The organism is Halorhabdus amylolytica, from assembly GCF_004944975.1.
Classification (GTDB): Archaea; Halobacteriota; Halobacteria; order Halobacteriales; family Haloarculaceae; genus Halorhabdus; species Halorhabdus amylolytica.
Map to the genome: position 1 here is coordinate 207167 of NZ_SPQG01000002.1, position 24768 is coordinate 231934.

At 63.2% G+C, this 24768-nt stretch carries 21 protein-coding genes; 12 read left to right on the plus strand and 9 right to left on the minus strand.

Annotation, left to right across the window (positions count from 1 at the left end):
• Positions 1-111: 111 nt before the first annotated feature.
• Positions 112-1179, plus strand: a complete 1068-nt coding sequence (locus E3374_RS03605) for an aldose 1-epimerase (protein ID WP_136687664.1) — start codon at positions 112-114, stop codon at positions 1177-1179.
• Here the strand turns inward: E3374_RS03605 and E3374_RS03610 are convergent.
• Together E3374_RS03610 and E3374_RS03615 are read right to left on the minus strand one after the other, a co-directional pair.
• Positions 1174-1647, minus strand: coding sequence for a GNAT family N-acetyltransferase (locus tag E3374_RS03610; RefSeq protein WP_136687665.1), 474 nt, complete (start codon positions 1645-1647; stop codon positions 1174-1176). The two genes, E3374_RS03605 and E3374_RS03610, sit on opposite strands and share 6 nt — an antisense overlap.
• Positions 1648-2220, minus strand: a complete 573-nt coding sequence (locus E3374_RS03615; RefSeq protein ID WP_136687666.1) for a cysteine hydrolase family protein — start codon at positions 2218-2220, stop codon at positions 1648-1650. It lies immediately after the preceding gene.
• A gap of 149 nt (positions 2221-2369) precedes the next feature.
• Here E3374_RS03615 and E3374_RS03620 point away from each other — a divergent pair, with 149 nt between their 5' ends.
• On the plus strand, positions 2370-4070 hold the full coding sequence (locus tag E3374_RS03620; RefSeq protein ID WP_136687667.1) for an Hvo_1808 family surface protein: 1701 nt from the start codon (positions 2370-2372) through the stop codon (positions 4068-4070).
• Between the two features lie 54 nt (positions 4071-4124).
• Entirely contained in the window at positions 4125-5279 is a 1155-nt protein-coding gene (locus tag E3374_RS03625) for a nicotinate phosphoribosyltransferase (RefSeq protein ID WP_136687668.1), read from the plus strand.
• A gap of 142 nt (positions 5280-5421) precedes the next feature.
• Here E3374_RS03625 and E3374_RS03630 read toward each other — a convergent pair whose 3' ends face one another.
• Entirely contained in the window at positions 5422-7116 is a 1695-nt protein-coding gene (locus E3374_RS03630) for a sensor histidine kinase (protein WP_169051764.1), read from the minus strand.
• Positions 7117-7469: 353 nt separating this feature from the next.
• Between E3374_RS03630 and dapA the strand changes: the two genes are divergently transcribed.
• The 3 genes from dapA to E3374_RS03645 are packed head-to-tail and all read left to right on the plus strand — an operon-like array spanning position 7470 to position 10018.
• Complete coding sequence (gene dapA / locus E3374_RS03635) at positions 7470-8393, plus strand: 4-hydroxy-tetrahydrodipicolinate synthase (protein WP_136687670.1); 924 nt, start codon at positions 7470-7472, stop codon at positions 8391-8393.
• A 31-nt stretch (positions 8394-8424) separates the two neighbouring features.
• Positions 8425-9189, plus strand: coding sequence for a 4-hydroxy-tetrahydrodipicolinate reductase (gene dapB, locus E3374_RS03640; RefSeq protein WP_136687671.1), 765 nt, complete (start codon positions 8425-8427; stop codon positions 9187-9189).
• 1 nt (position 9190) lies between these two features.
• A complete protein-coding gene (locus E3374_RS03645) occupies positions 9191-10018 on the plus strand; it encodes a 2,3,4,5-tetrahydropyridine-2,6-dicarboxylate N-succinyltransferase (RefSeq protein ID WP_136687672.1) in 828 nt (275 codons plus the stop codon).
• Positions 10019-10379: 361 nt separating this feature from the next.
• Here the strand turns inward: E3374_RS03645 and E3374_RS03650 are convergent, their stop codons facing one another.
• A complete protein-coding gene (locus tag E3374_RS03650; protein WP_136687673.1) occupies positions 10380-13214 on the minus strand; it encodes a TIM-barrel domain-containing protein in 2835 nt (944 codons plus the stop codon).
• A gap of 391 nt (positions 13215-13605) precedes the next feature.
• Between E3374_RS03650 and lysA the strand changes: the two genes are divergently transcribed.
• Complete coding sequence (lysA, locus tag E3374_RS03655) at positions 13606-14865, plus strand: diaminopimelate decarboxylase (RefSeq protein ID WP_136687674.1); 1260 nt, start codon at positions 13606-13608, stop codon at positions 14863-14865.
• Positions 14865-15956, plus strand: coding sequence for a M20 family metallopeptidase (locus E3374_RS03660; protein ID WP_136687675.1), 1092 nt, complete (start codon positions 14865-14867; stop codon positions 15954-15956). The genes lysA and E3374_RS03660 overlap by 1 nt, the downstream gene beginning before the upstream one ends.
• Before the next feature lie 273 nt (positions 15957-16229).
• Here the strand turns inward: E3374_RS03660 and proS are convergent, their stop codons facing one another.
• Positions 16230-17684 (minus strand): proline--tRNA ligase, encoded by a 1455-nt coding sequence (gene proS / locus E3374_RS03665; protein ID WP_136687676.1) that lies wholly within the window; start codon positions 17682-17684, stop codon positions 16230-16232.
• 214 nt (positions 17685-17898) lie between these two features.
• Between proS and E3374_RS03670 the strand changes: the two genes are divergently transcribed.
• The gene (locus tag E3374_RS03670; protein ID WP_136687677.1) at positions 17899-18291 is read left to right on the plus strand and encodes a hypothetical protein; all 393 of its coding nucleotides are present in this window, start codon (positions 17899-17901) and stop codon (positions 18289-18291) included.
• Positions 18292-18443: 152 nt separating this feature from the next.
• Here E3374_RS03670 and E3374_RS03675 read toward each other — a convergent pair whose 3' ends face one another.
• Positions 18444-19262: a M14 family metallopeptidase gene (locus tag E3374_RS03675; protein ID WP_136687678.1), complete on the minus strand. Its 819-nt coding sequence runs from the start codon at positions 19260-19262 to the stop codon at positions 18444-18446.
• 75 nt (positions 19263-19337) lie between these two features.
• Entirely contained in the window at positions 19338-19832 is a 495-nt protein-coding gene (locus E3374_RS03680) for a hypothetical protein (protein WP_136687679.1), read from the minus strand.
• 294 nt (positions 19833-20126) lie between these two features.
• Between E3374_RS03680 and E3374_RS03685 the strand changes: the two genes are divergently transcribed.
• Together E3374_RS03685 and E3374_RS03690 are read left to right on the plus strand one after the other, a co-directional pair.
• Complete coding sequence (locus tag E3374_RS03685) at positions 20127-22043, plus strand: beta-CASP ribonuclease aCPSF1 (RefSeq protein WP_136687680.1); 1917 nt, start codon at positions 20127-20129, stop codon at positions 22041-22043.
• 16 nt (positions 22044-22059) lie between these two features.
• Positions 22060-22518 (plus strand): disulfide bond formation protein B, encoded by a 459-nt coding sequence (locus tag E3374_RS03690; RefSeq protein ID WP_136687681.1) that lies wholly within the window; start codon positions 22060-22062, stop codon positions 22516-22518.
• 147 nt (positions 22519-22665) lie between these two features.
• Here E3374_RS03690 and E3374_RS17030 read toward each other — a convergent pair whose 3' ends face one another.
• Complete coding sequence (locus tag E3374_RS17030; RefSeq protein WP_169051765.1) at positions 22666-22836, minus strand: hypothetical protein; 171 nt, start codon at positions 22834-22836, stop codon at positions 22666-22668.
• 127 nt (positions 22837-22963) lie between these two features.
• Here E3374_RS17030 and E3374_RS03695 point away from each other — a divergent pair, with 127 nt between their 5' ends.
• Positions 22964-24208, plus strand: a complete 1245-nt coding sequence (locus E3374_RS03695; protein WP_136687682.1) for an RNA-guided endonuclease InsQ/TnpB family protein — start codon at positions 22964-22966, stop codon at positions 24206-24208.
• Positions 24209-24215: 7 nt separating this feature from the next.
• Here E3374_RS03695 and E3374_RS03700 read toward each other — a convergent pair whose 3' ends face one another.
• A complete protein-coding gene (locus tag E3374_RS03700) occupies positions 24216-24752 on the minus strand; it encodes a DUF6602 domain-containing protein (protein ID WP_136687683.1) in 537 nt (178 codons plus the stop codon).
• Between the last annotated feature and the right edge of the window lie 16 nt (positions 24753-24768).

Below are 24768 nucleotides of genomic sequence, written 5' to 3' on the forward strand. Positions count from 1 at the left end.
CGTGACCCTAAGTGTCCCGGAGTGTATCGCTCGCCAGGAAACGCGCCCTGCCCGGAGGTTGTCGATTGCTTTCGCCGGAGAGCCTTAGCCGGTGGCGACCGTACCGCCTCCATGGAGTGGAACGAGTCTCCCCGAATCTCGACGGCCTACGCCTACCGCGGCGTCGAGGCATCCCTCCTCGAGAACCGTCACCTTCGGGTCATGGTTCTCCAGGGGAAGGGCGGCGACATCGTCGAGTTCAGGGACAAACGCACTGACGTGGATGTCCTCTGGCACGCCGACCACGAGTGGTCGTCGCCGCCGGGCCCGATCCCGCCGACGGAGACGACCTGGAACGAGCACTACCCCGGCGGCTGGCAACTGAACCTCCCCGTCGCCGGTGGCCCCCTCTCCTTCCCGGGCGGCCGGTACGACCACCACGGCGAGAGCGCGCTGTTGCCGTGGGACGCGACGATCACCCGCGAGGACGCGACGGCCGTCTCGCTGGAACTCTCGACGACGCTGCGGCGCTACCCCTTCACCGTGACGCGGGAACTGACCCTGCCGGCCGACGCCGCCAGCCTCGAGATCGCAGAGACGATCACCAACGAGGGGGCTGTCGAACTCGAGTATGCCTGGCAGCAACACGTCGCCCTGGGTCGCCCGCTGATCGGTCCGACGGCGCGACTGGACGTCCCGGCCGACCGCGGTTACGTCGAGGACTACGACGACCACGCGAACAACCGCCTGGTCGGCGGCGAAGAGTTCGAGTGGCCCGACGCCCCTGGGGCCGACGGCGGGACAGTCGATCTCACTGCTTTCCCGCCGATCGACGCCGAGATCCACGACCTGGCGTACCTTCACGAACTCCGCGACGGTTGGTACGCTGTCACTAACCCGGACCTGGACCTGGGATTCGCCCTCCGGTGGCCCGTCGAGTGCTTCGAGTCGCTGTGGTATTGGCAACCGTTCGGCGGGATGGCCGAGTCGCCGTTCTGGGGCCGCAACTACACCGCCGGCCTTGAACCGACGACGGCGCATCCGGCCCATTCCTATCCCGAAGCACAGCGCGAGAACGGGTCGATCCGGACGCTCGAACCGGGCCAGACAGTGTCGGCATCGTTCGTCGCGAAAACGTTCGAGGGCACAGAGCGTATTACCGGCGTCAGTCCTGACGGGTCGATCGAGCGTAACTCATAGTCGCTTGCCGAATTCGATCAGGTGGTAGCCGTTCACCCGTTCAGTTCCGAGCCGTTCGTAGCCGCGCTCGGGATAGAAGGTAGTCGCACTCGCCTGTCGGCTGGCGGTCGTCAGCACGATCCGATCACAATCACGCTCCCTGGCCGCACGTTCGAGTCCCTCGACGATCGCCGTCCCGAACCCTTCCCGCTGGTGGTCGGGATCGACGGCGATCCGCAGAAGTTCGGCCGTCGCGCCGTCGACGAGGAGGCCACCACAGGCGACGATCTGACCGTCCGACTCGGCGATCAGGAACTCGCCGTCTGACCGGAGATACGTCTCCTCGATCCACCGGAGATCCTGGTTGCCAGGGACGTCGTCGGGATCCGTCCCTGCCTCCTGGAGTGCCCGCCGGTAGAGGTTCTCGACGGCTGGCTCGTCGCCAGGTCGATACCGGCGCACGGCTTCCTCCGAACGAGATCGGGCCATTCAGGCAAACTCGATCGAGCCGCGATCAGTCACCTCGCCGAACAGCCAGTCGGCGTGATCGAGAGCGTATTCCCGGTGATCGCCCTCGATGAAGCCGACGGCGTCCTCGATCAGGACGGGACGGTAATCCCTGAGACCGGCGCTGGCGGCCGTATGGAGGACGCAGACGTTCGCCAGCGTCCCGCAGATCAAGAGGTCGTCGATCCCGTGGGCGTCGAGCCACCCCTCCAGTTGCGTCTCGTGGAAAGCGTCGTAAGTGTGTTTCTCGACGACGAGATCGGCCGGCCGTTCCCGGAGTTCCTCGACCAGTTCGGCGTCCCAGCTTCCTTCGAGGACGTGTTCCCCCCAGCGTTCGAACTCGTCGTAGTAGTGGGTGTCCTCGAACTGTTCAGGTGGATGGACGTCGCGGGTGTAGACGACCGACGCGCCGGCTGCCCGGGCGTGATCGATCAGCTCGACGCAAGGTTCGATCGCGTCCTCGCTCGGCGCTGCGTAGAGGCTCCCGTCGGGGTGACAGAAGCTGTTCTGCATGTCCACGACGACCACCGCGGTCGCGTCTGGATCGAACGACATTGCTATCGGGGTGTAGGTTCGCCACGGCAAAAGTGGTCGGGGAGTTTCGACGGATCGGCCGCGTCGGCCGTGAGTAACGTGTGGCTCCGTTGTCCGGCGTCAACTGTCCCGACCGGGGCATTTGTAAGTAACTCGCCCCGAATGGCAGTATGGTCGCCCGAACGCACCTCCTGGCTGTGATCGTCGCGGTGGCGCTGGTCGGCGTCCCGGTCGCCGCGGCGGTCGAGCCCCCCCAGCCCGCATCGACGGGTCTGGACGGCTCGGACGCCGAGCATCTCCAGGCGACGAACACGACCGAACGGCTCTCGACGTTCGCTGATCAGCATCTACCGGATCGGTCGTCGACGTTCGCTGATCAGCATTCGCCCGACCCCGAGGCCGATATCCTCGGGTGGGAAGCCGGCTACTGGTACAACGAGTCGATCAGCGTCACGCCCGGGGACGGGTTGAACGACTCCGAACTCGACGCGGTGGTCGCCCGAGGGATGGCTCGTGTCGAGCAGATCCGCCGCATCGAGTTCGAGGAACGGCCGCCCGTCGAGATCATCAGCCGGTCGGCCTACGAGGAACGCGTCCGCAACGACACGTCGAACCTGACCGAGGCACAGCGCCTCCATCAGAACGTCAAGTACGAGGCGCTGTTGATGGTCAACGAGTCCACCGACACGACTCAGGTCCAGGCCGACAACCAGGCCGGCGGCGTCGGTGGCTTTTACGACCCTTCGACCGGCGAGATCAAGATCGTCTCGGAGAACACTTCGACGCCGAAGATGAACGAGATCACGCTCTCTCAGGAACTGTTCCACGCCCTCCAGGACCAGCGCTTCGACATCGCCTCGTTCAACCAGTCTACACAGGAACTCCACAACGCCAGGGACGGCATCATCGAGGGCGACGGCAACTACGTCGATCACCTCTATCAGCAGCACTGTGAGAACGAGTGGGAGGGGACCTGCCTGATGCCCGAAGACTCACAGGGTGCATCGTCCGACTTCCAGCCCCACTTCGGGCTCTATCAGATCCTCCTCCAGCCCTATAGTGACGGCCCGCCGTTCGTCGAGGCGATCCGCGAGGAGGGTGGCTGGGAAGCCGTGAATGCGGTCTACGAGAACCCGCCCGCATCGACCGAGCAGACGATCCATCCTGAGAAGTACGACGAGGACGCGCCGACGAACGTTTCCGTCCCGGATCGGAGCGATGATCGCTGGCGGGTACTCGACGTCAATGGGAGTATCAACTACGCCTCCTTCGGCGAGGCGGGGCTGTACGTGACGCTGTGGTACCCCTCCATCGATATCGGGATTCCGCCTGACAAGGCGATCATTCCCTACGCGAACCACGTGAATGCTGTTCCGGGTGGCGCTCAACAGTTCGATCCGTACAACTACAATCACAGCTACACGGCCGGCTGGGACGGCGACAAACTGGTGCCGTACGTCACCGACGAGTCGAGCGAGACGAACGAGACGGGATACGTCTACAAAACAGTCTGGGACTCGCCCGAGGACGCCGCTGAATTCAGCGAGGGCTACGAGCGACTGCTCACGTTCCGCGGCGCGGAGGCCGTCGAGGGCCGACTCGGGACCTGGCGGATCCCGGACGGCAAGGAATTCGGCGACGCCTTCTACCTGGACCGGACCGGCGAGACGCTGGTGATCGTCAACGCGCCGAACGTCGAGGAACTCCCGGCGGTTCGAGAGGGGTCCGCCCCCGAAGGTGAACGGACACCGGTCCCGGACGATGACGACGGAACGGGCATCGTGACGACGACAGACGGCCCCGGATTTACCGTTCTGGCCGCGTTTGCGGCACTTCTCGCTTTCGCCGTGACGTCTCTCCGGAGACGGTGACACGGCGGGGGCGACCGGACAGGTTTTTTAGACGCGGCGAGAAGCGACCGTAGCATGACCGAGGAGACGCCGTTCGACATCGTTACCCCGTCGGCCATCGCGTCCGGGCGAGCGACCGACGCCTACTTCGACCGGACGATCGAGGCGCTCGAACACGCCGGCAAGAACCCGCGGGTCGTCGCGGAGGTCTCGGCCGACCAGTTTCCGACCGGCGAATTCGCCGTCCTGGCCGGACTGAAAGACGCAGCCCACCTGCTGGAGGGCTACCCCGTCGATGTCGACGCCCTTCCCGAAGGACAACTGTTCGATCACGGACCCGTGATGCGGATCGAGGGTCCCTATCGTGAGTTCGCACGGTTCGAGACTGCACTGCTTGGCTTTCTCTCCCACCCGACCGGAATCGCCACCAACGCGCTCCGCGCACGCCGGGCCGCCCCCGATTCGACGGTGTTGAGCTTCGGCTCGCGACACGTCCATCCGTCGTTGGGAGCGATGGTCGAACGCAGCGCCCTGCTCGGCGGCCTGGACGGCATCTCGAACGTCGCCGCGGGGGAGGTGATCGGTCGCGAAGCCGGCGGGACGATGCCTCACGCGCTGGTCATCTGCTTCGGTCGGGGTAATCAGGAGGACGCCTGGCGGGCCTTCGACGAGGCTGTCGGTCCGGACGTCCCGCGGGTGGCGCTCTGTGACACCTACAGCGACGAGGTTGAGGAGGCGATCCGGGCCGTCGAGGCCGTCGACGGTCTCGACAGCATCCGCCTGGATACTACGAGTTCACGCCGCGGGGACTTCCGGCGGATCGTCCAGGAAGTCCGCTGGGAACTCGACGCCCGGGGGTACGACGACGTGGGGATCTTCCTCAGCGGCGGGCTCGACCCCGAGACGCTTCGGGAGTTGCGGGATGTCGCCGACGGCTTTGGCGTCGGCGGGTACGTTTCCAACGCCGACCCGAAGGACTTCGCCTTAGACATCGTCACGATTGAGGGCGATCCGGTCGCCAAGCGCGGCAAGCTCTCCGGAAAGAAAGCTGTCTATCGGACTGCGGCGGGCCGTCACGAGGTCGGTCTCGCCGACCGCCCGGGACCGACCGACGCCGAGTCGCTGTTCGAACCGCTTCTCCGCGACGGCGAGATCGTCCGGGAATTTGACCTGGAGGGGGCAGCGCGCCGGACACGCGAGGATGCCGACGCCGTCGGCTTCGAGCAGTGACGGAACGCGTCGGATTCAACGGGTGACGGAGCCCGTTGCCGACGCGATCGACTTCGGAGAGTGATGGCACCCGTTGCCGACCGGATTCGAACAGTGACCGAACGCGTCGCCGCCACGATCGAGGAAGGACGACGAGCGGCCGCTACGCGCCATTTTCCCGACCGGGGATCGTCAGGGAGACCGTAGTGCCGTTTTCACCGGTCTCGAAGTCGACTGCGCCGTCCAGGGAGTGGACGATCCAGGAGACCAGCCAGAGTCCGACGCCACTGCCGTGTGACAGCTGGGTCTCCTCGCCGTTCGTGATCGGTTCGAGTTCGTGATCGGGGATCCCGGGGCCGTCGTCATCGACCGTGATCTGGGCCGTCCCGTCCGCGACGCCGGCCGCGACAGTCACCGTCGGCGCGTCGCCGTCGTGGACGATCGCGTTCGTCAACAGTTCTTCGAGAGCGATACGGAGACGTTCCTGGCCCTCGAAAGAGAGTGACGCCTCGGGGAGGTCGACCGCTACGTCTGACTTCGGATACGACGTTCGAACCGTCTCCACGACGTCCTTCAACAGGGTATCGAGAGACTCACAGGCGTAGCGTTCGCGTTCGAACGTCCGGAGAACGCGGTAGAGTTTCTCCTGTTTGTCCATCATCGTCGCGGCGTTTTCCTCGATGACGTCCAACCGCTCGCGGACCTCCTCGTCGCGTGCGCTGGCCGCGGCGTACTCCGCGTTCCCCAGGATCGTCGTGACGGTGTTCGAGAGGTTGTGTCGGAGCAGTCGATTGAGGACGTTTACCTGCTGGCGGTTGTGCTGTCTGGCAGTCACATCCCGCAGGGCGAGCAGCGTCCCCGAAGCTGTGCCGTTCCGCTGAGAGAGCGCCGTGGCCTGGACGTCGTAGTACCGGTCGACGTTGTCGACCTCGTCGGTGATGGTCTCCTCGGTACGGTCGCTGTCGAGCCACTCACGCAGTTCCGGACTGACGGCCGAGAGGTCCGCCCCGATCACCGCCGTTCGCTCGACGCCGAAGATGTCGATCGCTGCGGGGTTCATCTCGACCACGCGACGTGCGTCGTCGACTACGACGATCGGATCCTCGAGTGTTTCGAGCAGTTCCGTCCGGGCGAGTCGTCTGGCTGCCGGAACGATGTCGAGAAGCCGGTGTCGATAGAGCGTCGTCAACAGGAGCACACAGGTCAGCACGATCCCGACGATCGTCGGATCGTACGGCGTTCGGATCACGTCGGCGAGGTATAGCGCGTTCGCTCCCCACGGCGCGAGGACCGCTAGCAAGAGTGTCCCCGCCTGGGTTCGATAGAGATCGTCCGCCGTGACGAGAAGTTCGACGAGGAGATACGACCCGACCGCGAGCAACGAGTAGGAGTACGCCGCGTGGACCCAGAACAGGGGGCCGTACAGCGAGTCCGGAACCCCTTCCGTGGTGTCTGTGACGACGGCGAGGTTCTCCCAGAAAAGCGAGTGGATACCGGCTGGCTCGTTCGTGAGCGCCGCCAGGACAGTGATCGTTGGAACCACCGCGAGCAGACCGAGACGCGGATCCGTCAGCCAGTCGCGCCGCCCCGTGTATTCGAGGACGAACACCACCCAGGCGATGGGAACGATCGCAATGGCGACGTAGGAACCCTTCGTCAGGAGGACACTGGTGAGCGGGTCTGTCGTGAGGAGTTCGAGGCCAGCAGTCAGCGACCACCAGTCGGCGGCGACGGCGATCGCGGCGAGTGCCTTCGCTCCGGGTGCGTCACGCTTTCTCAGGACGACAGCTGCCACGACTGTCGCGACCAGCGTCGCGGCGAAAAGCGGCAGCGCGGCGGGCGTGAACTGCCAGCCCATGTCTATGCGCGTATACAACTCGTCGTATACGTAAGACCGCACTGGCCCCGTTCTCAGGAGCAATAACTGCCCCGCAGGAATCCATCGACCTGAAACAGCACCTAAACACAATCCATAAGTCATCTCGCGATGGGAGTAGACACATAATGTTGACACCCCGAACGCGTGCTGGGCCCGGACAGCTACGTAGCGGGGTGGTTACCGATCGCGCACGGCGTGTCCATCCGCGGCTCCCGAACCCGAAACCCAAACGTTCCTGATTGGCTCGTGGCGAGCCTGGCGACCTCGTCCCGGGTCGGTTTTTTGGTACGGCGCGTCGATTAACCGATCACCGAACAATCCGGATCAAACCCATGCCACCACAACCACTGTTCGAGGGCGTCTATCCCGCGATGACGACGCCCTTCGCTGCGGACGGGAGCATCGATTTCGATCAACTGCGAGCCAACGCCCGGCGACTCGAAGCCGCTGGCGTCGACGGGGTCGTTCCTGTCGGCTCGACCGGCGAGAGCGCCACTCTCAGCCACGACGAACACGTCGAGGTGATCGAGGCCGTCGCTGGGGTCCTCGAAGACGTGCCCGTGATCGCCGGGACCGGGAGCAACAACACTCGCGAAGCCCTCTCGCTCTCCCGACGGGCACGGGACGCCGGTGCGGACGCCCTCCTGTTGATCTCGCCGTACTACAACAAGCCCGAACAGCACGGCCTCCGCAAGCACTACCTGACGGTCGCCGACGAGATCGACCTGCCACAGATCGTCTACAATGTCCCCTCTCGGACAGGGCGCAACATCGAACCGGACACGGCCGTCGAACTCGCCGACCACGAGAACATCCGGGCGTTCAAGGCCGCCTCGGGCGACCTCGGCCAGGTCACGGAGATCGTCGAACGCACTCGCGAGAAGGACTTCACCGTCCTCTCGGGCGACGACGCGCTGACGCTACCGATGCTGTCGATCGGCGCGAGAGGGGCGATCAGCGTCGTGGCCAACGTCGAGCCGGTTCGGACCTGCGCGATGGTCGGGGCGGCACTCGCGGGGGACTTCGAACGCGCTCGCGAGTTACATCACGAACTCGGTCCGCTCGCCCGGGCGCTGTTCGTCGAGACGAACCCGATCCCGGTCAAGGAGGCGATGTCGATCCGAGACCTGGGATCACCCGAACTCCGGTCGCCACTGACACGGCTCTCGGAGGAACACCGCCAGCATCTCCGGGACGTACTCGGAAACCTCGACCCGATCGACATCGAGACGCCCGTCGAGACGACGGACCGATAGTCATTCCGGGGCCGAGCACGGAGCGACCACCATGATACGCATCGGCGTCACGGGTGCGGCCGGACGCATGGGCCGGACAGTCATCGAGACGGCGAGTGATCGCGAGGACGTGACGGTCGTCTTCGCCGTCGACGCAACGGACGACGAGACGGTCGCTGGCAAACCGATCCACGAGCCTGACGACATCGCCGCGCTATTGGCGACCCACGAGCCCGATGCGATCGTCGACTTCTCCGTCCCCGAGGCGACCGTCGGGCTCGCCGACGCCTGCGCGGAGGCGGGCGTGCCGCTCGTGACCGGGACGACGGGCTTCGAGGACGACCAGGTGGCGGCGTTGGAAGACGCCAGCGGGGACGTGGCCGTCCTGAAGGCCGCCAACTTCGCCCGCGGGATCCAGGCACTGTTGGCGACCGTCCGGGCGGCCACCGAGGCGCTGCCGGGCTACGACATCGAACTCACCGAGACACACCACAACGCGAAACAGGACGCGCCGAGCGGCACGGCGAAGACACTGCTCGAAGCACTCGCCGACGCCCGCGAGGAGGACTTCGCGGAGGTTTACGGCCGAGAGGGGATCGACCCCCGCGAGGCAGGCGAGGTCGGCGTTCACGTCCGGCGAGCCGGGGATGTCCGTGGCGAACACGAACTCATGTTCGCCGGCAACGACGAGGTACTGACGCTGTCCCATCGCGCGGAGGACCGCGGAGTCTTCGCCGCGGGCGCACTCGACGCCGCTATCTGGATCGCTGGCCGGGAACCGGGATTCTATACCTTCGGGGACGTAATCGAGGGTTAACATGCGTCTGAAGGCCGACATCGAAGACCTCTGGAATCGATCGGACGACCTGACCCCGGCGGATCTCACTGACGACCAGCAGGCCACGCTGGATCGCTTCCTCGAAGCGCTGGAGGCCGGCGAGGTGCGGGCCGCCGAGAAGCACGACGGCACCTGGGAAGCCAACGAGTGGGTCAAACAGGGCATCCTGCTGAATTTCACCCTCCGGGAGACGCAGGCCCGCGAGTACGGCGACGTCACGTATCACGATGTCCTCCCGCTCAGGGAGACGGCCGATCTCGGTGACCGTGGAACGCGTAACACCCCCGACGGGACGGTCATCCGCCGGGGCGCGTACGTCGGCAGCGACGCGATCCTGATGAGCCCCGCGTTCGTGAACATCGGCGCGCACGTCGGCGACGGCACGCTCGTCGATTCGAACGATGTCGTCGGCTCGTGCGCTCAGATCGGCGACGACGTGAAACTCGGCGCGAACACCGTCATCGGTGGCGTGCTCGAACCCGTCGAGGACGCGCCGGTGGTCGTCGAGGATGGCGTGGCACTCGGGGCCGGCAGTCGCGTCACCTCTGGGTTCGTCGTCGGTGAGAACTCGGTAGTTGGCGAGGACACCTTGCTCTCGCCCCGGATCCCCGTGTACGATCTGGTCGAGGAAGAGATTCGCTATGGCGAACTCCCACCCGGGCGGCGGGCTTTCCAGCGCTTCGTCGAGAGTTCGATCGGCGAGCACGACCTCTTCGACGGTGGGGCGTACAAGCCGGCGGTCGTTGCGACCCACGTCGAGGAAGAGACGCTGGAAGGGGCAGAGCGCGAGGACGCGTTGCGGGAGTAGAGGTGTCCGCGTGTCTTCGGCACGGGGTTCAGGCGAACGACCGAAGGGAGTGAGCGCCTTTTTGGTCCAGATTTTTCGAGGAGAGGTTGCGAGTGAAACGAGCAACCCGACGACGAAAAAGGTGGGAGCGAGACGCTGGAAGGGGCAGAGCGCGAGGACGCGCTCCGGGAGTGAGGAGGAATTATCTCGGTGCGATTCGCGGTGGCGTTTGTCACCCCACGCGGGGCGAGGGCCACTCGTAGGCACGATCGCCCACCCGGATGTTCTCCGAGAATCTCCCCTCGTCAGTCGCGGCCACCAGCTGGTGTGATGGGGATTATCGACAGTGGAAGCTGATAAACGAGGCAGTAGCAGAGATCGCCTACTGCTGACTGTGTTCGTTGAAAATGAGCTTTACGTTGTACACTTCGCCGGCGGGAATGTGAACCAGTACGGCGCTCTCATCTTGGCTGTAGGCGAACGAGTTCAACGTGTCTTCGACCGTGTCGGCGGCGACTTCGTCGTACTTTGTCGGCCCTGCTTGGACCTTCTTCGGCGCTCTCGACCGGTCGAGTCCCAACAGGTACGACGACAGCTGCGAGTCGTCGTAGTTCCGGACTTCTACCCGAGAGTCGAAGGTGACGACGCCTTTCTCTGTCTCCGTGATGGTGAAGTTCGTCACGTTGTACTCGCCGTCCTCGAAACTGTTGGTCGCACCGTCGTCCTCGTAGAACGAGTACGACGTCTCTTCGTCGAGATAGGTGTTTAGTTGAAGCGTCGTAAGCGGCTTTTCTCCCGTGTACTGTTGCACTTCGCGCATCGGGATGACCGAGTCCTTGCGAACGTAGATCGGCAGGTGGTCGATCGGCGCGTCGACGGTCATCCACTGGCCGCCGTCGTACACCTCATTGTTCCAGAAGTCGACCCAGGTCTCACCATCCGGGAGGTAAACGTCGCGCTCGGTCGCGCCCGCTTCGAGGACTGGTGCGAGTAGCATGTCGTCACCGAAGAGGAACTGATCTGTGATGTCCCGGACCTCTTCGTCGTTTTGGAACTGGTAGACGAGCGGTTGGAAGATGGGCTTTCCACTCTCAGAGGAGTCTTGGAACTCGTTGTAAAGGTACGGAAGCAGCTTGTATCGTAGCTCGGTGTACTTCTTCGTGATATCCACCGCTTCCTCGCCGAACGTCCAGGGGTGTTGATTGCGCGGGAGGTCCGGGTCTTGCTTCTGGTGGGTGTCCGTGTGGTTCCGAAAGAAGGGGATGAACGCACCCACCTCTATCCAGCGTTTGAATAGTTCGGGAGAAGGCCGCCCGACGAATCCGCCGACATCGTGCCCGCAAAACGCTAGCCCGGAAAGTCCCATGTTCATCATCATCGGTATCTGCATCTGAAGGTGGGCCCAATCACTCACACAGTCGCCGGTCCAGATAGCCGCGTACCGTTGACCACCGGCGTAGAGGTTCCGGTTCAACAGAAACGGACGGTCGTCGGGCTTGAAGAGGTCAAACGACTCGCGTGCCGCTCGCGCGTAGTCGAACCCGTACATGTTGTGGTACTCCTCGTGTAACATCGTGTCGTCGCCCGTTCCGTGGACGTTATCCACTGGCATCGTCCAGTCGTAACTACTGTTGCTCTGGAACACCGCCGGTTCACCCATATCGTTTTTCACCCCGTCGAAGCCCGCGTCGAACAACACGTCGTGTTGTTCGGCCCACCAGTTTCGAACCTCCGAACGGGAGAAGTCGGGCCACACTGCGACGTCGGGCCAGACTTCCGCTTTGAACGTCTCGCCGTTGGCGTCCTTGGTCCAGTAGTCGTTGGCAGCCCCTTCGAGATAGGGGTCGTACGGTTCGAGTTCTCCGTCTCCATCGACGTCAACCTCTTCGTCTACTGCAACGCCCGGATCGTTGACGGCGACCGTCTTGAGCTCCGGTAGCTCGTCGCTGAGCGACTGCAGCGCATCCCGGTGGGAGTCCTGAATACTGAAGACACGGTAGGTTTCCATGTAGCCGATGTCGAAGTGCATTGCGTCCAGTGGGATGCTCTCCTCGCGGTACCGATGTGGCACTTCGACGAGTTCGTCAGGGCTGTACTCCCACTTGCTCTGGTGGAAACCCATCGCCCACTTGGGTGGCAGGTTGATCGTCCCAGTCAGACTCGTGTAGCTGTCGAGTACGTCGCCGATCTCCGGCCCGTAGGCGAAGTAATACGTTAATTGGCCACCGTCGCCGACGAAGTAGTAGTAGTCCTCGCCGGCGTTGGTGTCGTAGGTCTCTTCGACGCCGTCGGCGTTCGCCACTTTGGGCGTGTGGAACACCGTGTGGTAGGGGTTGTCGAAGAAGATGCCGTAGGCACCAGCGTCCTTCAGGCCGACGAAGAACGGAATCGAGGCGTAGACATAGTCGTTCGTGTAGAAGTACCCGTACTGGTCCGTGTTCCAGTTTTCGAGTTTCTTCCCGCGCTGGTTGAGAGTGAGTTCGGGTTGTTCGCCGAACCCGTAGAAGGCTTCGTCTTCGTCGGCCTTCTTGTACACGTAGGGAAGCGGCTCGTTCGGGGTCGGATCGGTCATTTCGACGTCGTTCTGTGTGGGTGAGTCGTACCCCGACGACCCCGTCTCCAAGTCGGTCTCGTTTTTGTAACTCGCGTACGATGACGGCGTCGTTGGCGTCGAGTCGGCCGCTGTCCCGTCGCGCTCGGGGGATGGTACGTATCCCGACGACCCCTTGTCCAGGTAGTCTTCGTTGACAACGGTCCCGTCCTTATCGAGGAACCGGACGCCGAAGAGTTCAGTATTGATCTCGACGGTGATGGTGTCGGTTTCAATGGCGATTGTTTCGGGACTCGTCTCGACGCTGAAGTCCGGGATGTCCCAGTCGCCGCGTCCCTTTTTGATTCCACGGGATTCGTATTCTTCCTCTTCGAGGTCCACGATGGAAACACGAGCGAGGGTGTCACTGAACAGACGAATGTACCCTTCGTGGCTCCCGAGGTCCAGTTTCACTCCGTCATCGAGAACTTCGTGACCCTCGACGGACAACTGCATGAGATTGTCCTCGTCGACCTGCGGTTCGTAGTGAATCTTCGAACCGAAGTGATGGGCCGATGCGGGGGCTGATGTGAGAGCGCTGCCCGCTAGAAGGGCAGCCGTTGATTTCAACACTGTACGGCGTTCGACCGGGGGGAATCCGGAGTCGTTTGGATTGTCGTCAAACATTGAGTGTGTCGGTGAGTGGGGGTATGCGTTCGGAAGACTGTTCGATGAGCTGAGGTCCGGGGTGGTCCATCGCACAGACCCCGTGATTCGATCCAGTAATATTCACATCCATTATTTATTTTGGATGCTAATACTACTATAATTACATTATGTGCGTGAATTATTGGTCTTAACACATCCTAGTTGAGGCTATTTTCCGAGCAATAATAAACTTCTAGCCGACATAACGGTGATAAAATATAGTGTATAGTGGATTTGAATAAACAAATGTTGATGATTGTGATGATGAAACAAAAGAACACCCAATGGAGATCTGTGCTGAACTTACAGAGAGTATTCCTGAAAACCCCGAAGCGCAATCCTTGTTATCGACCTTCCCCTGTTTTCGCTAATGAGTCACTCGCCACTGGTCCGGCGCCTCGCCGACTGGGACCACGATCGGCTGCTCGATCTGGCCGCCGAATACGGGACGCCACTGTACGTTCTCGATCCTGAACGTGTCGCCGAGAACTACCGCCGGTTCGATGCGGCTTTTCCAGACGCCGAGGTGATGTACGCCGCGAAGGCCCACACCGGCCGAGCCGCCCTTTCGACGTTGCTGGACACCGGCGCGACCATCGAGTGTGCCGCTCGCGGGGAGCTACAGCGGGCGATCGAGGCGGGCGCTAACCCGAACACACTCCAGTATACGGCCGTCAATCCGCCCGACGCCGATCTCGATTACGCGGTCGAACTCGCTGAGGACAATCCGGGGCTCACGATCACCGGTGGTGCCGAGGACACGTTCGACCGTCTCCAAGCGCGCGGCTACGACGGCCGCGTCGCGATCCGGATCAACCCTGGGATCGGGACGGGTCATCACGAGAAGGTTGCGACCGGCAAGGACGCGAAGTTCGGGATTCCCTACGAGCGCGTTCCCGCACTCGCTGACGACCTCCGGGAGCGTTTCGATCTCGTCGGTCTTCATGCCCACGTAGGAAGCGGTGTCCTCTCCGACGAGGTTGAGGATCACGCTCGCGCACTCGGCAAAGTCGCCGACCTGGCCCGTGAGGTCGGCGACGCCGACCTGGAGTTCGTCGATCTCGGCGGCGGGTTCGGTGTCCCCTATCGCGAGGACGAATCACCACTTGACCTCCAGGCCGTGGCCGAGACGGTCCGTGATGCGGTCGGCGACCTCGATACGACGATGAAATTCGAACCCGGGCGGTACGTCGTCGCCGACGCCGAGTTGATCCTTACGACGGTCAACACGATCAAAGAGGCCCCCGAAACGACCGTGGTCGGCGTCGATGCCTCGCTGTCGACGTTGATCCGGCCGGCGATGTTCGACGCCTACCATCCGATCCGGAACGTCTCTTCGGCCGACAGCGAGGACGCGCCGGTCTCGATCGGCGGTCCGTGCTGTACGAGCGCGGATGTCTTCGCTACTGACCGACCGATCGCCCGACCGGAGCGTAAGGACGTCCTCGCGATCGGCAACGCCGGGGCCTACGGGTACGAACTCGCCAATCACTTCCACTCCCAGCCCCGGCCCGCCGAGATCGCGATCGATGGCGACGGCGCCCGGGTCGTCCGTCGCCGGGAGACCATGGCCGACGTCACACGCGTCGAGGACGAGGCCCCCGGCGCGCCCGATCCGGAGCGCGAGTGATGGCCTTCGACGTTCTCGAGTTCCACGAGCGCGCGGTCCGGACACCGTCCCACGAGTCGGTCGACGCGATGCGAACGCTGCTCGTCGAGACCCTCGAAGATGCGGGCGTGGACGTTCACGTAGATAGTGGCGGAAACGTCGTCGCGCAACGAGGCAGCAACGACACCGACGACAGCCCCCACCTCCTGCTCAATACCCACCTCGACACCGTTCCGCCTCACGTCCCGTACGAACGCGACGGCGAGGTCGTCCGTGGACGAGGTGCCTGTGACGCGAAGGGGCCACTGGCGGCGATGGTAGCTGCCTTTCTGGAAGCCGACCTCGGGGACGGGCGAGTGACTCTTGCCGTCACGCCCGACGAGGAGACGACCCAGACCGGCGCGGCACACCTCGTCGAGACGTCAGTCACTGACTTCGACGCGGCGATCGTCGGCGAACCGACGGGGCTGGACATTTGCTACGCCGCCCGCGGTCAGTTCGAAGGGACGATTACCCTCACCGGTGAGAGTGCCCACGCGAGCGATCCGGCCGACGGGATCAACGCGCTCCGGGCCGTCGGCCCGACCATCGAAGCGATGGATCGCTACGACGACGAGCACGGCCCCGGCGAGCACGACACGCTCGGCGCGCCGACGCTGACGCTGACGATGATCGAGGGCGGCGAGGCCTCGAACCAGATCCCGGCCGAAGTGACGATCACCTTCGATCGTCGGAGCGTCCCACCCGAGCGAAGCGAGGAGTTTCCCGCTTCCTTGAAGGCTCACCTGCGGGACTCGCTCCCCGGGGATATCGACATCTCCGTCGAACTGATCCGGCCCGACACGCCGTTCCCCGAGGCGTTCGAGACGGACCCAGAGGCTCAAATCGTCGAGGTTCTGCGGGACGCGAGCGGCGGGGCCGTGCGCCCCTTCGGTGCGGCGACGGAGGCCGCCCAGTTCGCCGACATCGCGCCGACGGTCGTCTTCGGTCCCGGCGTGTTGAGCGACGACGAGGGACCGGTCGCCCACTCGCCGCGGGAGTACGTCGATCAGCGGGATGTCGAACGAGCGGCGAACGTCCTGACCGAGGCCGTCGACGTAGTGGTCCGCTGACTGCAGGGGAGTCCACAGACGTCGAGGTGCACCTCCTCTCACTCCGTATCGATCAGCCGTCGCTGTCGAGGGTGGTGTTACCGTCGGCCCGAAACGCGTCCGCGCGATCCTCGATGAATGTGTGCATGTCACGTGGAGGCCGACCGAGAATCCACTGACTGTCCCGCGTGACGCGATCGGCGAGACCGGCGGTCGAGCCGTCGGCCTTTTTCACCCATGTTTTTGCCGCGAGCGGTTCGCGCTTTGCGCGAACCCGAGCGGGAAAAAGATGGTTTAGTATGTCTTGGCGAAGTATGCCGTCTCCTCGGCCTCCTCGCCACAGATCGCACAGTCGTCGTGGATCGGTTCCTCGTCGCGGTCCTTCGGAACCATCACGATCTCGGCGGCGATGGCGTCCTTGATCGGTTCCTCGCAGTCCTCGTCGCCACACCAGCCACACTTGACGTAGCCGCCGTGCTGGCCGATCGTACCGAGGATCTCTTCACGGGATTCCGCCTCGCGGATCTCTCCTTCCAGGGTTTCCTCGGCGCTCGCGTAGAGCTTCGCGAAGATGGTATCGAGATGCTCGGAGACGATTTCGGCGACGCCTTCGCGCTCGACCGTAATTTCCTCGCCGTCGGGACGGTGGACGAGCGTGAGTTCGTCGTCTTCGACCTCGTAGGATCCGATCTCGATCCGGAGCGGGACACCGTTGAGTTCGTGTTCGTTGTACTTGAAGCCGGGATTGCGGTGGTCGCGGTCGTCCAGTTCGACCCGAACGCCCGCATCTCGGAGGGCCGCCTCGACTGTCTCGGCGTATTCGAGGACGTCGTCCTTGCTGTCCTCGTCCCAGATCGGGACGATGGCGACCTGGGTCTCGGCAAGCGTCGGTGGCAGGACCAGTCCCTGGTCGTCGCTGTGAGTCATGAACAGCGCACCGAGCGCCCGCCAGGACAGCCCCCAGGAGGTCGTGTGGGCAGTCTTCTCTTCTTCGTCCTCGTCGACGTACGTCACGTCGTAGGCCTCCGCGAAGGAAGTCCCCAGGTAGTGGGAGGTCCCGCCCTGGACTGACTTGCCATCGGGCATCAGCGCCTCGACGCTCGTCGTCGTGTGTGCGCCGGGGAACTTGTCGTGTTCGGGTTTCCGGCCGGTCAACACCGGCATCGCCAGGACGTCCTCGTAGAGGCGCTCGTACTGCTCGAGACGGGTCTCCATCTCCTCGATCGCGTCCCCGGCGTCGTGGTGGGCGGTGTGACCTTCCTGCCAGAGGAACTCCTTCGTGCGGAAGAACGGCTTGGTCTCGGTGGCTTCCCACCGGACGACGCTACACCACTGATTGACGCGGATCGGGAGGTCCCGATGGGATCGGGTCCACTGGGCAAGGAAGGGCGTGATGATGCTCTCACTTGTCGGTCGGACCGCCAGACGCTCCTCCAGTTCGTCGTAGCCTCCTTGCGTGACCCACGCCACCTCGGGGTCAAACCCCTCGACGATGTCCTTCTCCTTTTCGAGATAGCTTTCGGGGATGAAAAGCGGGAAATAGGCGTTCTGGACGCCGGTCTCCTTGAACCAGCCGTCGAGGTAGTTCTGGAGTCGTTCCCAGATGGCGTACCCGCGGGGGCGGGTGACGATGAACCCGCCCATCGGGGCGTAGTCGGCCAGGCCGGCTTTCTGGACCAGTTCGGCGTACCACTCGCCGGTCGCGTGTTCCTTGCTCTCGGTGATGCCGAGCTCTTGCTCGCCGCTCATACTCGTGTGTCCACGAGGGACGGCATAAACCCGCCGTGTTCCGCTCGCTTTCCGCGAAGCCACCGTCTATCCGCTTCGGGTGTCGGTTCGGTCCTGCCCCTCGAATCCTGCGGGATGGCGAAGCCCCGCCTCGCTGCTTTCCTCCTCGAGAGAGGCCAGGCTTCAAGTCACCTGAAACCAATCAGAGCATTGGGGGAACTGATGGTGAACACTCGTGACTGACGCTGCCCGCGGTCCCGACGGGAAATGGCGGATCAACCGGACGCTTCTGGGCGCTTCGGCGGTCGCACTCGGCGTGGCGATCGTCGCCGTGTTCCCTCTCAGAGTCGTCCCCAGTCCCTGGTTTGCGGACTCACTGTTGCACTTCTCCGGTGGCTTGGCACTGACGCTCGGCCTGGCCGCTATCGTCCCGCGGCGGGACGATCTCCTAGCGCTACTCGTCGTCCTCTTGGGTGTCCTCTGGGAGCCCGTCGAAGCGGTCCACTACGGTCGCGACACGCTCCCGGCGATGGCCGACTGGATGACGAACAACGATACGCTGAAAGACATGAGTTTAGTCGCAGTCGGGGCGCTGGTAGCGTTGGTCGCGATCGGGCGTTACGAGTGAGTTTGCGGGGTGTCCCGGACGCGATCCTAGCCTTCGTCGATAGATATCCGGGGACCCCTCTCCTCAGTGAGGTACCACAGATCGACGTGCTCTGTTGTTCGATCCGCCTGTCGAGCGAGTGCGGCGGTGACCCGGCAGCCGACGCTCGCGTTTCAATCGGCCGTCAGCGTCGCCGCCCCGTCCTCCGTCGTCCGGAGCGTCCCGGCGAAGGTCCCGCGGTAGCCGAAGATGTGCTCGTAGCCGTATGCCGAGAAGAGGATAGGGTCAAAGCCCTCCTCGGCGGCCAGTCCTTCCCCGTCAACCGCGGCGTAGGTCTCGCCGGCGTCGACGTGGACGAAGTTCTCGGCGAAGACCTCGTATTCCTCGGCCGGTGGCTTCTCGACGGGCTCGCCCTGCTCGTAGACCTCCAGGTCGTGGGCGATGGTCTCACCGGCGATGGCACCCGTGGCCGTCAAGAACTCCCGGGCCAGCCGGTAGGCGTTCTCGGCGGCTTCCACCGAACCCTGATAGCCCGCCTCGACTTCGAGGATGTCCGCCTCCGCGGCGAACAGTCGTCCCTCGGCGTTGACGCCGGTCTCGACCAGCGCCCGGACGGAGAGGTGTGGGACGATCTCTCTGGCGAGATCGTTCAGTCCGGACGTGATCGCGAAAGGTTTGGCCGCTGAGCGCGTCGAGTGGATCGACAGTACCGTACATCCCCGGACGGCCTCGGCGAGTTCGACCGCGAGGTCTCGCTCGTGAGCGTCCTCGGACGTCGCCTCGTCGAACGCCCGGTTGAGATCCGTATCGACGTAGCGGACCCCCTCGGCCAGGGCTTTCTCGTTCGCGACGATGAGTCGGACCGGTCGCTGTACCGTCGACTCGTCGCCCAGTAGCCGATCGACTGCCCGAACGCCACAGGGTTCGTCGCCGTGGATCGCCGCCACGATCGCCAGTTCCGGGTGCCCCTCCCCGAGTTGCTCGACGCGCATGGGGACCGATAAGTCGTCGAGTCACAAGAGCTACCGGAATGTCTGTCGGGTGGAGTCCGGATATCGGGACCGCGTTCACTCCCGGTCCGGATCGATCCCGAACGGACTCTCACCTTCGGTCCACTCCCAGCCGGGCAGGCGCGTCTGGAACCCGGCCGCAAGCGCCGCGTCGAGGTCGTCGAGTCCCGCGGCGTCGTCGGGATCGCCGTGCCTCTGTACGTCCGTGTAGTGGAACGTGGCTTCGGCAAGCGTCGACAGCGGCTGGCCGCCTGCGACCGTCGCAGCAAGCTGTCGGCCGAGCTGTTCGTCGACGACGAATCCCGGGTAGTCCCCTTCGACGTCTAGGTCACGGAGGATGGCGGCCAGCGCGGCGACGTTGACGGCGCGATCTCCGTCTGCAAAGACTGTCCTGACCGCGTCGTGGTACTGTTCGTCGCTGATCCGTTCGACGTCGGTCTCGAAAGCGTCGCCCAGATCAGTACGGACACGGTTGATCAGTGGGACGACGACCTCGCCGCGGTCTTCGATCCAGGTCCGTTCGGTGGCGACGACGGCTGGCGTCACGCGCATGGCACCACTCACGACGGGTTCGATCCTGTAGTTTCCGGAGATTCTCCTGTGAGTCGGTGCTGGATGTTTCCGAAGGTTTTTATTAGCAGAGGGGAATACCACCACGTGGAGCTCGGTTTTCCGGACTCTCAGCATTAGTCGAACCGGTCCGGAGTACCACACGAGCGGAAAGCGTTATCGTATCATGACATTACTATTCAGTCGGGGTCCCACCCATCGACAGCACGGGACTGCGCGGGGACGTTCGAATCTGTGCCGCGGTGAGGGTCGGGGCGCCCGTTGGTTCTTGCAGCTATGAGCAAGGTAGATCAGCAACTCGAGGACACGAAGGCGACGATCGAGAGCGAAGTACCGAACGACATCTCCATCACGGAGGTCACCTACGAGGGGCCGGAGCTGGTCGTTTACACCCGCGATCCCAAGACGTTCGCGGACAACGGCGACCTCGTCCGGCGACTGGCCTCGAAACTCCGCAAACGGATCACCGTTCGGCCGGATCCAGAGGTCCTCTCTCGACCGTCTGAGGCCAGAGAGCAGATTCGTGCGGTGATCCCCGAGGAGGCCAGCGTCACCGACCTGGATTTCCACGAGGACACCGGCGAGGTGGTCATCGAGGCCGAGAAACCGGGGATGGTGATCGGCCGGCACGGTTCGACGCTCCGGGAGATAACCAAGGAGGTCGGCTGGACGCCCGAAGTCGTCCGAACGCCACCGATCGAGTCCTCGACAGTCAGTAACGTCCGTAGTTTCCTCACGCAAGAACGGGAAGACCGTCGGGATATTCTCGAACGCATCGGTCGGCAGATCCACCGTGAGGAGATGTCCGACGACGAGTGGGTCCGTATCACCACACTCGGGTGCTGTCGGGAGGTCGGCCGTGCTGCGTTCATCCTCTCGACGCCCGAGACCCGTGTCCTCATCGACTGTGGCGACAAGCCCGGTGCGGAGGGCGAGGTCCCGTACCTCCAGGTGCCCGAGGCGCTCGGGTCGGGCGCGAGTTCGCTCGACGCCGTCGTCCTGACCCACGCTCACCTCGATCATTCCGCGCTCATTCCTCTCCTGTTCAAATACGGGTATGACGGCCCGATCTACACGACCGAGCCGACCCGCGATCTGATGGGCCTGCTCACGCTCGACTACCTCGACGTCGCTGCCAAGGAGGGACGGAGTCCGCCCTACGACTCAGAGATGGTTCGAGAGGCGATCAAACACACCATCCCGATCGAATACGGCGACGTGACGGACATCTCGCCGGACATCAAGCTGACGATGCACAACGCCGGGCATATCCTCGGTTCGGCGGTCTCGCACTTCCACGTCGGCGACGGTCTGTACAACGTCGCCTTCTCCGGGGACATCCACTACGAGGACACGCGGTTGTTCAACGGTGCCGTCAACGACTTCCCGCGTGTCGAGACGCTCGTCCTCGAGTCGACCTACGGCGGCCGCAACGACTATCAGACCGACCAGGCGGACTCCGAACAGAAACTCAAGAAGGTCATCACCGAAACCCACGAGCAGGGCGGCAAGGTCTTGATCCCGGCGTTCGCCGTGGGGCGGTCCCAGGAGCTGATGTTGGTCCTCGAAGAGGCGATGCGAAGCGGCGACATCCCGGAAATGCCGGTTCACCTGGACGGGATGATCTGGGAAGCGACTGCCATTCACACCACGTATCCGGAGTATCTCCGTGACGATCTCCGGGATCGGATCTTCCACGACGACGAGAACCCGTTCCTCGCCGACCAGTTCAACCACATCGACGGCGGCGAGGACGAGCGACAGGACGTCGCCGACGGCGATCCCGCGATTATCCTCTCGACGTCGGGGATGGTCACTGGCGGGCCGATCATGTCCTGGCTCGAGCACGTCGGTCCCGACCCGGACTCGACGCTCGTCTTCGTCGGGTATCAGGCCCAGGGGACGCTGGGTCGGCGGATCCAGAACGGCTGGGACGAGATTCCGCTGGGCAACGGGAGCCGAGGGAACACCCTGCAGCTGGAAATGGACGTCGAGACCGTCGATGGGTTCTCGGGCCACGCCGACCGCCAGGGCCTGGAAAACTTCGTGAAGACGATGAACCCACGCCCGGAAAAGATCCTCTGTGTCCACGGCGACGAGTCCTCCGTCCAGGACCTCTCCTCGGCACTGTATCACGACTACAATCTCCGGACGTTCGCGCCCAAGAACCTAGAGACCTTCCGGTTCGTCTGACTGCTGGGCTGTTTACATGACCGACGTCTCGAGCCCTGATCGATCGAAAGCCTTCGACCGGTTTCGCCGGGGTTCCCGGACGTGGCTCGCTGTCGCCACGCTGATCGCCGTTGTCGCAACCGCCGGCAGTCTCTATTTGAGTCTCGGTCTCGGACTGGTTCCCTGCCGACTCTGCTGGTATCAGCGCATCTTGATGTACCCGCTCGTGATCGTCCTCGGGATAGCGAGTTTCGAGAACCGACGTGGTGTCTTCCGGACCGCACTCCCGCTATCGACTCTCGGTGGCGGGATCGCGGCCTATCACTCCATGTTGCAGGTTTCGGCCGCGACGGGAGGCGCGTGTACACTCGGGGGAGGTGGGTGCGGGACTATCCAGTTGCGAGTCCTCGGCCTGTCGATACCGAACCTGTCGCTACTCGCGTTCGCACTGATAACAACCGCGATGCTCGTCCTCGCTGTTCGATCGTCCGATTGAGAGAAACAAGACGGGGTGTGTGGTCGAAGTCTCCAACGTCGACATCGGATCGCGTGGTGACATCAACGAGAACCCATAAGGCTGGTATCTCCGGGAGAAAGCCTGGGACGTCTTCGAGGGGATCCGCACGGTCGCCGAGACGAACGATCAGAACTGTTCAGCTTCCGTTCGGTCCATGTACGCTGAGACGACCGGCCGACGGTGCCAGTAGTTCGTCGAGACGGCGCCGGCCAGGGTGACGTAGAACGCGGTCAGGCTGTCGGCCCCGGTCCGGAGGAACCGAAAGCCAGGTTCGGGTCCCGAGAACTGCGTGATCATAGCGGAACAGCGCGGAAACCCACCCGTTCACGGGTGGGAGCAAGCGCGTACGCTTTGTGCAACAATCCACCGACTACGACAGGCCGACTCCCCAATATATTTGAACCACCAAGTATACATATGATGTATGGAGAAGCGGCGGACTGTCCCGGTCAAACTCGACGTGGACAGTGACGACGCCGCACTCCTCGAAGACACCGTAGACGAGTTCCTATGGGCGGCTAACTACGTGACGCGCCACGCCTTCTCAGGTGAGTACGTCACCACCAGCAAGACGACGCTTCACGAGGAAACCTACGAGGACGTGCGTGATGAAACAGCATTACATAGCAACCACGTCCAAGCCGCCCGAAACAAGGCTGCCGACGCTTGCAAGAGCGTTGTCGAAAAATGGAAACAGGGGAAGAAGGCGTCGATGCCCCACTTCACCAGCCCGCACCTCGTCTACGACCACCGTACCACCACCTTCCACGACGAGTACGTGTCGTTAGCAACGGTTGACGGTCGCATTGAAGCCGACTACGTGCTCCCTGACGACGACCGATATACGCCCCACGCGGAGTACCTCTTTTCAGACGAGTACGAAACCACGGGAGCCGAACTGCACTACACGAACGGCAACTGGATGCTTCACATCCACACAAAGACGGACGTGGAGCCTGACACGTCGGCACAGGATGCCACCGAGAACAGCACAGTTCTCGGGGTAGACCTCGGCGTGAACAATCTTGCAGTTGCCTCGACTGGCACGTTCTGGACTGGTGATGAGTTCGACCACTGGCGACGAGAATACGAGAAACGCCGTGGTGACCTCCAAGAGTGTGGCACGCGGTGGGCACACGATAATATCCAGTCGATCGGACGGAAAGAGGAAGGCCGATTCAAGATAACGCTTCACCGTATCTCGAACGATTTGGTGGCTGAAGCCCGTGAGTACGGGTGTTCAGTGATAGCGTTTGAAGACCTGACTGACATTCGCGAGCGTACCGGCGCGTCGTGGGGCCACAAGTGGGCGTTCAACCGCCTCTACGAGTACGTCGAGTACAAAGCCGCAGAGTACAGTATCGACGTTGAACAGGTTGACCCGGAGAACACCTCTCGGCGGTGTTCACACTGTGGCTTCACGCATCCGGACAACCGCGAGGGCGAGGACTTCGAGTGTCTGAAATGCGGCTACGAGAACCACGCTGACTACAACGCTGCAAAGAACATCGGATTGCGGTATCTCCGCCGGAACCAAACTGGAGACGGCGGAGGGGCATCCGTAGGCATTGCCCTGAACAGCGGGATGTTGAACGCGAACGGAGAGTATGAGCCTCCTGCCGAGAATTCGGCCAGAGCGGGAGTCCACGCTGAAAGCCCACGGCTTTAGCCGTGGGTTAGCTTACCACGTATTCGTCGAGGACACAGATCAGATCCACACACCCCTCCAGGCTGGTCCGGTTGGCGTAGTACCGCAGGACACTGTCTCTGAAGGTCTCCGGGTCAGGTCCTTCGAAGGCAAAAACTGTCGAGAAGAGCTGTTCCTGTCGTTCGACTTCGTCACCGACAGGTATCCGATCCACGTTGAGGCGTTTGATGGAATCGACCTTACTGAGGGCGTGATCGACTTCCCCGAAAAGGTCTGGTTTCACGTCCACGTGGGCGTGGACGCCCGCACTGAGGTACCGAGACCGACCGCTGTCCGAAAGTACCGGCAAGTGTGGATCGTACAGCACTGCACCCACACGATTGCTGGACTCGCCGTTCGCGTCGACGATCTCACCGCCGACGGTGACGTACTCCTCCGGATAGGTCTCTGTGAGGAACCGCTCTACGAAGGCGTTACGGGCGTCGGGCTCGCGGTCGAACCCGCCGTCAGCGGCCCCGGCGAGCTTCTCCGACAGATGCCGAAAGTACTCGTCGAACGGTGCCATAAAGGATGCTACGATC

Excerpts from the sequence above, each read along its gene's own strand:
- E3374_RS03645 (WP_136687672.1), top strand. The coding sequence starts at position 9,191 with ATGCGTCTGAAGGCCGACATCGAAGACCTCTGGAATCGATCGGACGAC.
- dapB (WP_136687671.1), top strand. The coding sequence starts at position 8,425 with ATGATACGCATCGGCGTCACGGGTGCGGCCGGACGCATGGGCCGGACA.
- E3374_RS03685 (WP_136687680.1), top strand. The coding sequence starts at position 20,127 with ATGAGCAAGGTAGATCAGCAACTCGAGGACACGAAGGCGACGATCGAG.
- E3374_RS03625 (WP_136687668.1), top strand. The coding sequence starts at position 4,125 with ATGACCGAGGAGACGCCGTTCGACATCGTTACCCCGTCGGCCATCGCG.
- E3374_RS03675 (WP_136687678.1), bottom strand. The coding sequence starts at position 19,262 with ATGCGCGTCGAGCAACTCGGGGAGGGGCACCCGGAACTGGCGATCGTG.
- E3374_RS03630 (WP_169051764.1), bottom strand. The coding sequence starts at position 7,116 with ATGGGCTGGCAGTTCACGCCCGCCGCGCTGCCGCTTTTCGCCGCGACG.
- E3374_RS03660 (WP_136687675.1), top strand. The coding sequence starts at position 14,865 with ATGGCCTTCGACGTTCTCGAGTTCCACGAGCGCGCGGTCCGGACACCG.
- dapA (WP_136687670.1), top strand. The coding sequence starts at position 7,470 with ATGCCACCACAACCACTGTTCGAGGGCGTCTATCCCGCGATGACGACG.
- E3374_RS03615 (WP_136687666.1), bottom strand. The coding sequence starts at position 2,220 with ATGTCGTTCGATCCAGACGCGACCGCGGTGGTCGTCGTGGACATGCAG.
- E3374_RS03680 (WP_136687679.1), bottom strand. The coding sequence starts at position 19,832 with ATGCGCGTGACGCCAGCCGTCGTCGCCACCGAACGGACCTGGATCGAA.
- lysA (WP_136687674.1), top strand. The coding sequence starts at position 13,606 with ATGAGTCACTCGCCACTGGTCCGGCGCCTCGCCGACTGGGACCACGAT.
- E3374_RS03695 (WP_136687682.1), top strand. The coding sequence starts at position 22,964 with ATGGAGAAGCGGCGGACTGTCCCGGTCAAACTCGACGTGGACAGTGAC.
- E3374_RS03650 (WP_136687673.1), bottom strand. The coding sequence starts at position 13,214 with ATGTTTGACGACAATCCAAACGACTCCGGATTCCCCCCGGTCGAACGC.
- E3374_RS03620 (WP_136687667.1), top strand. The coding sequence starts at position 2,370 with ATGGTCGCCCGAACGCACCTCCTGGCTGTGATCGTCGCGGTGGCGCTG.
- E3374_RS17030 (WP_169051765.1), bottom strand. The coding sequence starts at position 22,836 with ATGATCACGCAGTTCTCGGGACCCGAACCTGGCTTTCGGTTCCTCCGG.
- E3374_RS03690 (WP_136687681.1), top strand. The coding sequence starts at position 22,060 with ATGACCGACGTCTCGAGCCCTGATCGATCGAAAGCCTTCGACCGGTTT.
- E3374_RS03605 (WP_136687664.1), top strand. The coding sequence starts at position 112 with ATGGAGTGGAACGAGTCTCCCCGAATCTCGACGGCCTACGCCTACCGC.
- proS (WP_136687676.1), bottom strand. The coding sequence starts at position 17,684 with ATGAGCGGCGAGCAAGAGCTCGGCATCACCGAGAGCAAGGAACACGCG.
- E3374_RS03700 (WP_136687683.1), bottom strand. The coding sequence starts at position 24,752 with ATGGCACCGTTCGACGAGTACTTTCGGCATCTGTCGGAGAAGCTCGCC.
- E3374_RS03610 (WP_136687665.1), bottom strand. The coding sequence starts at position 1,647 with ATGGCCCGATCTCGTTCGGAGGAAGCCGTGCGCCGGTATCGACCTGGC.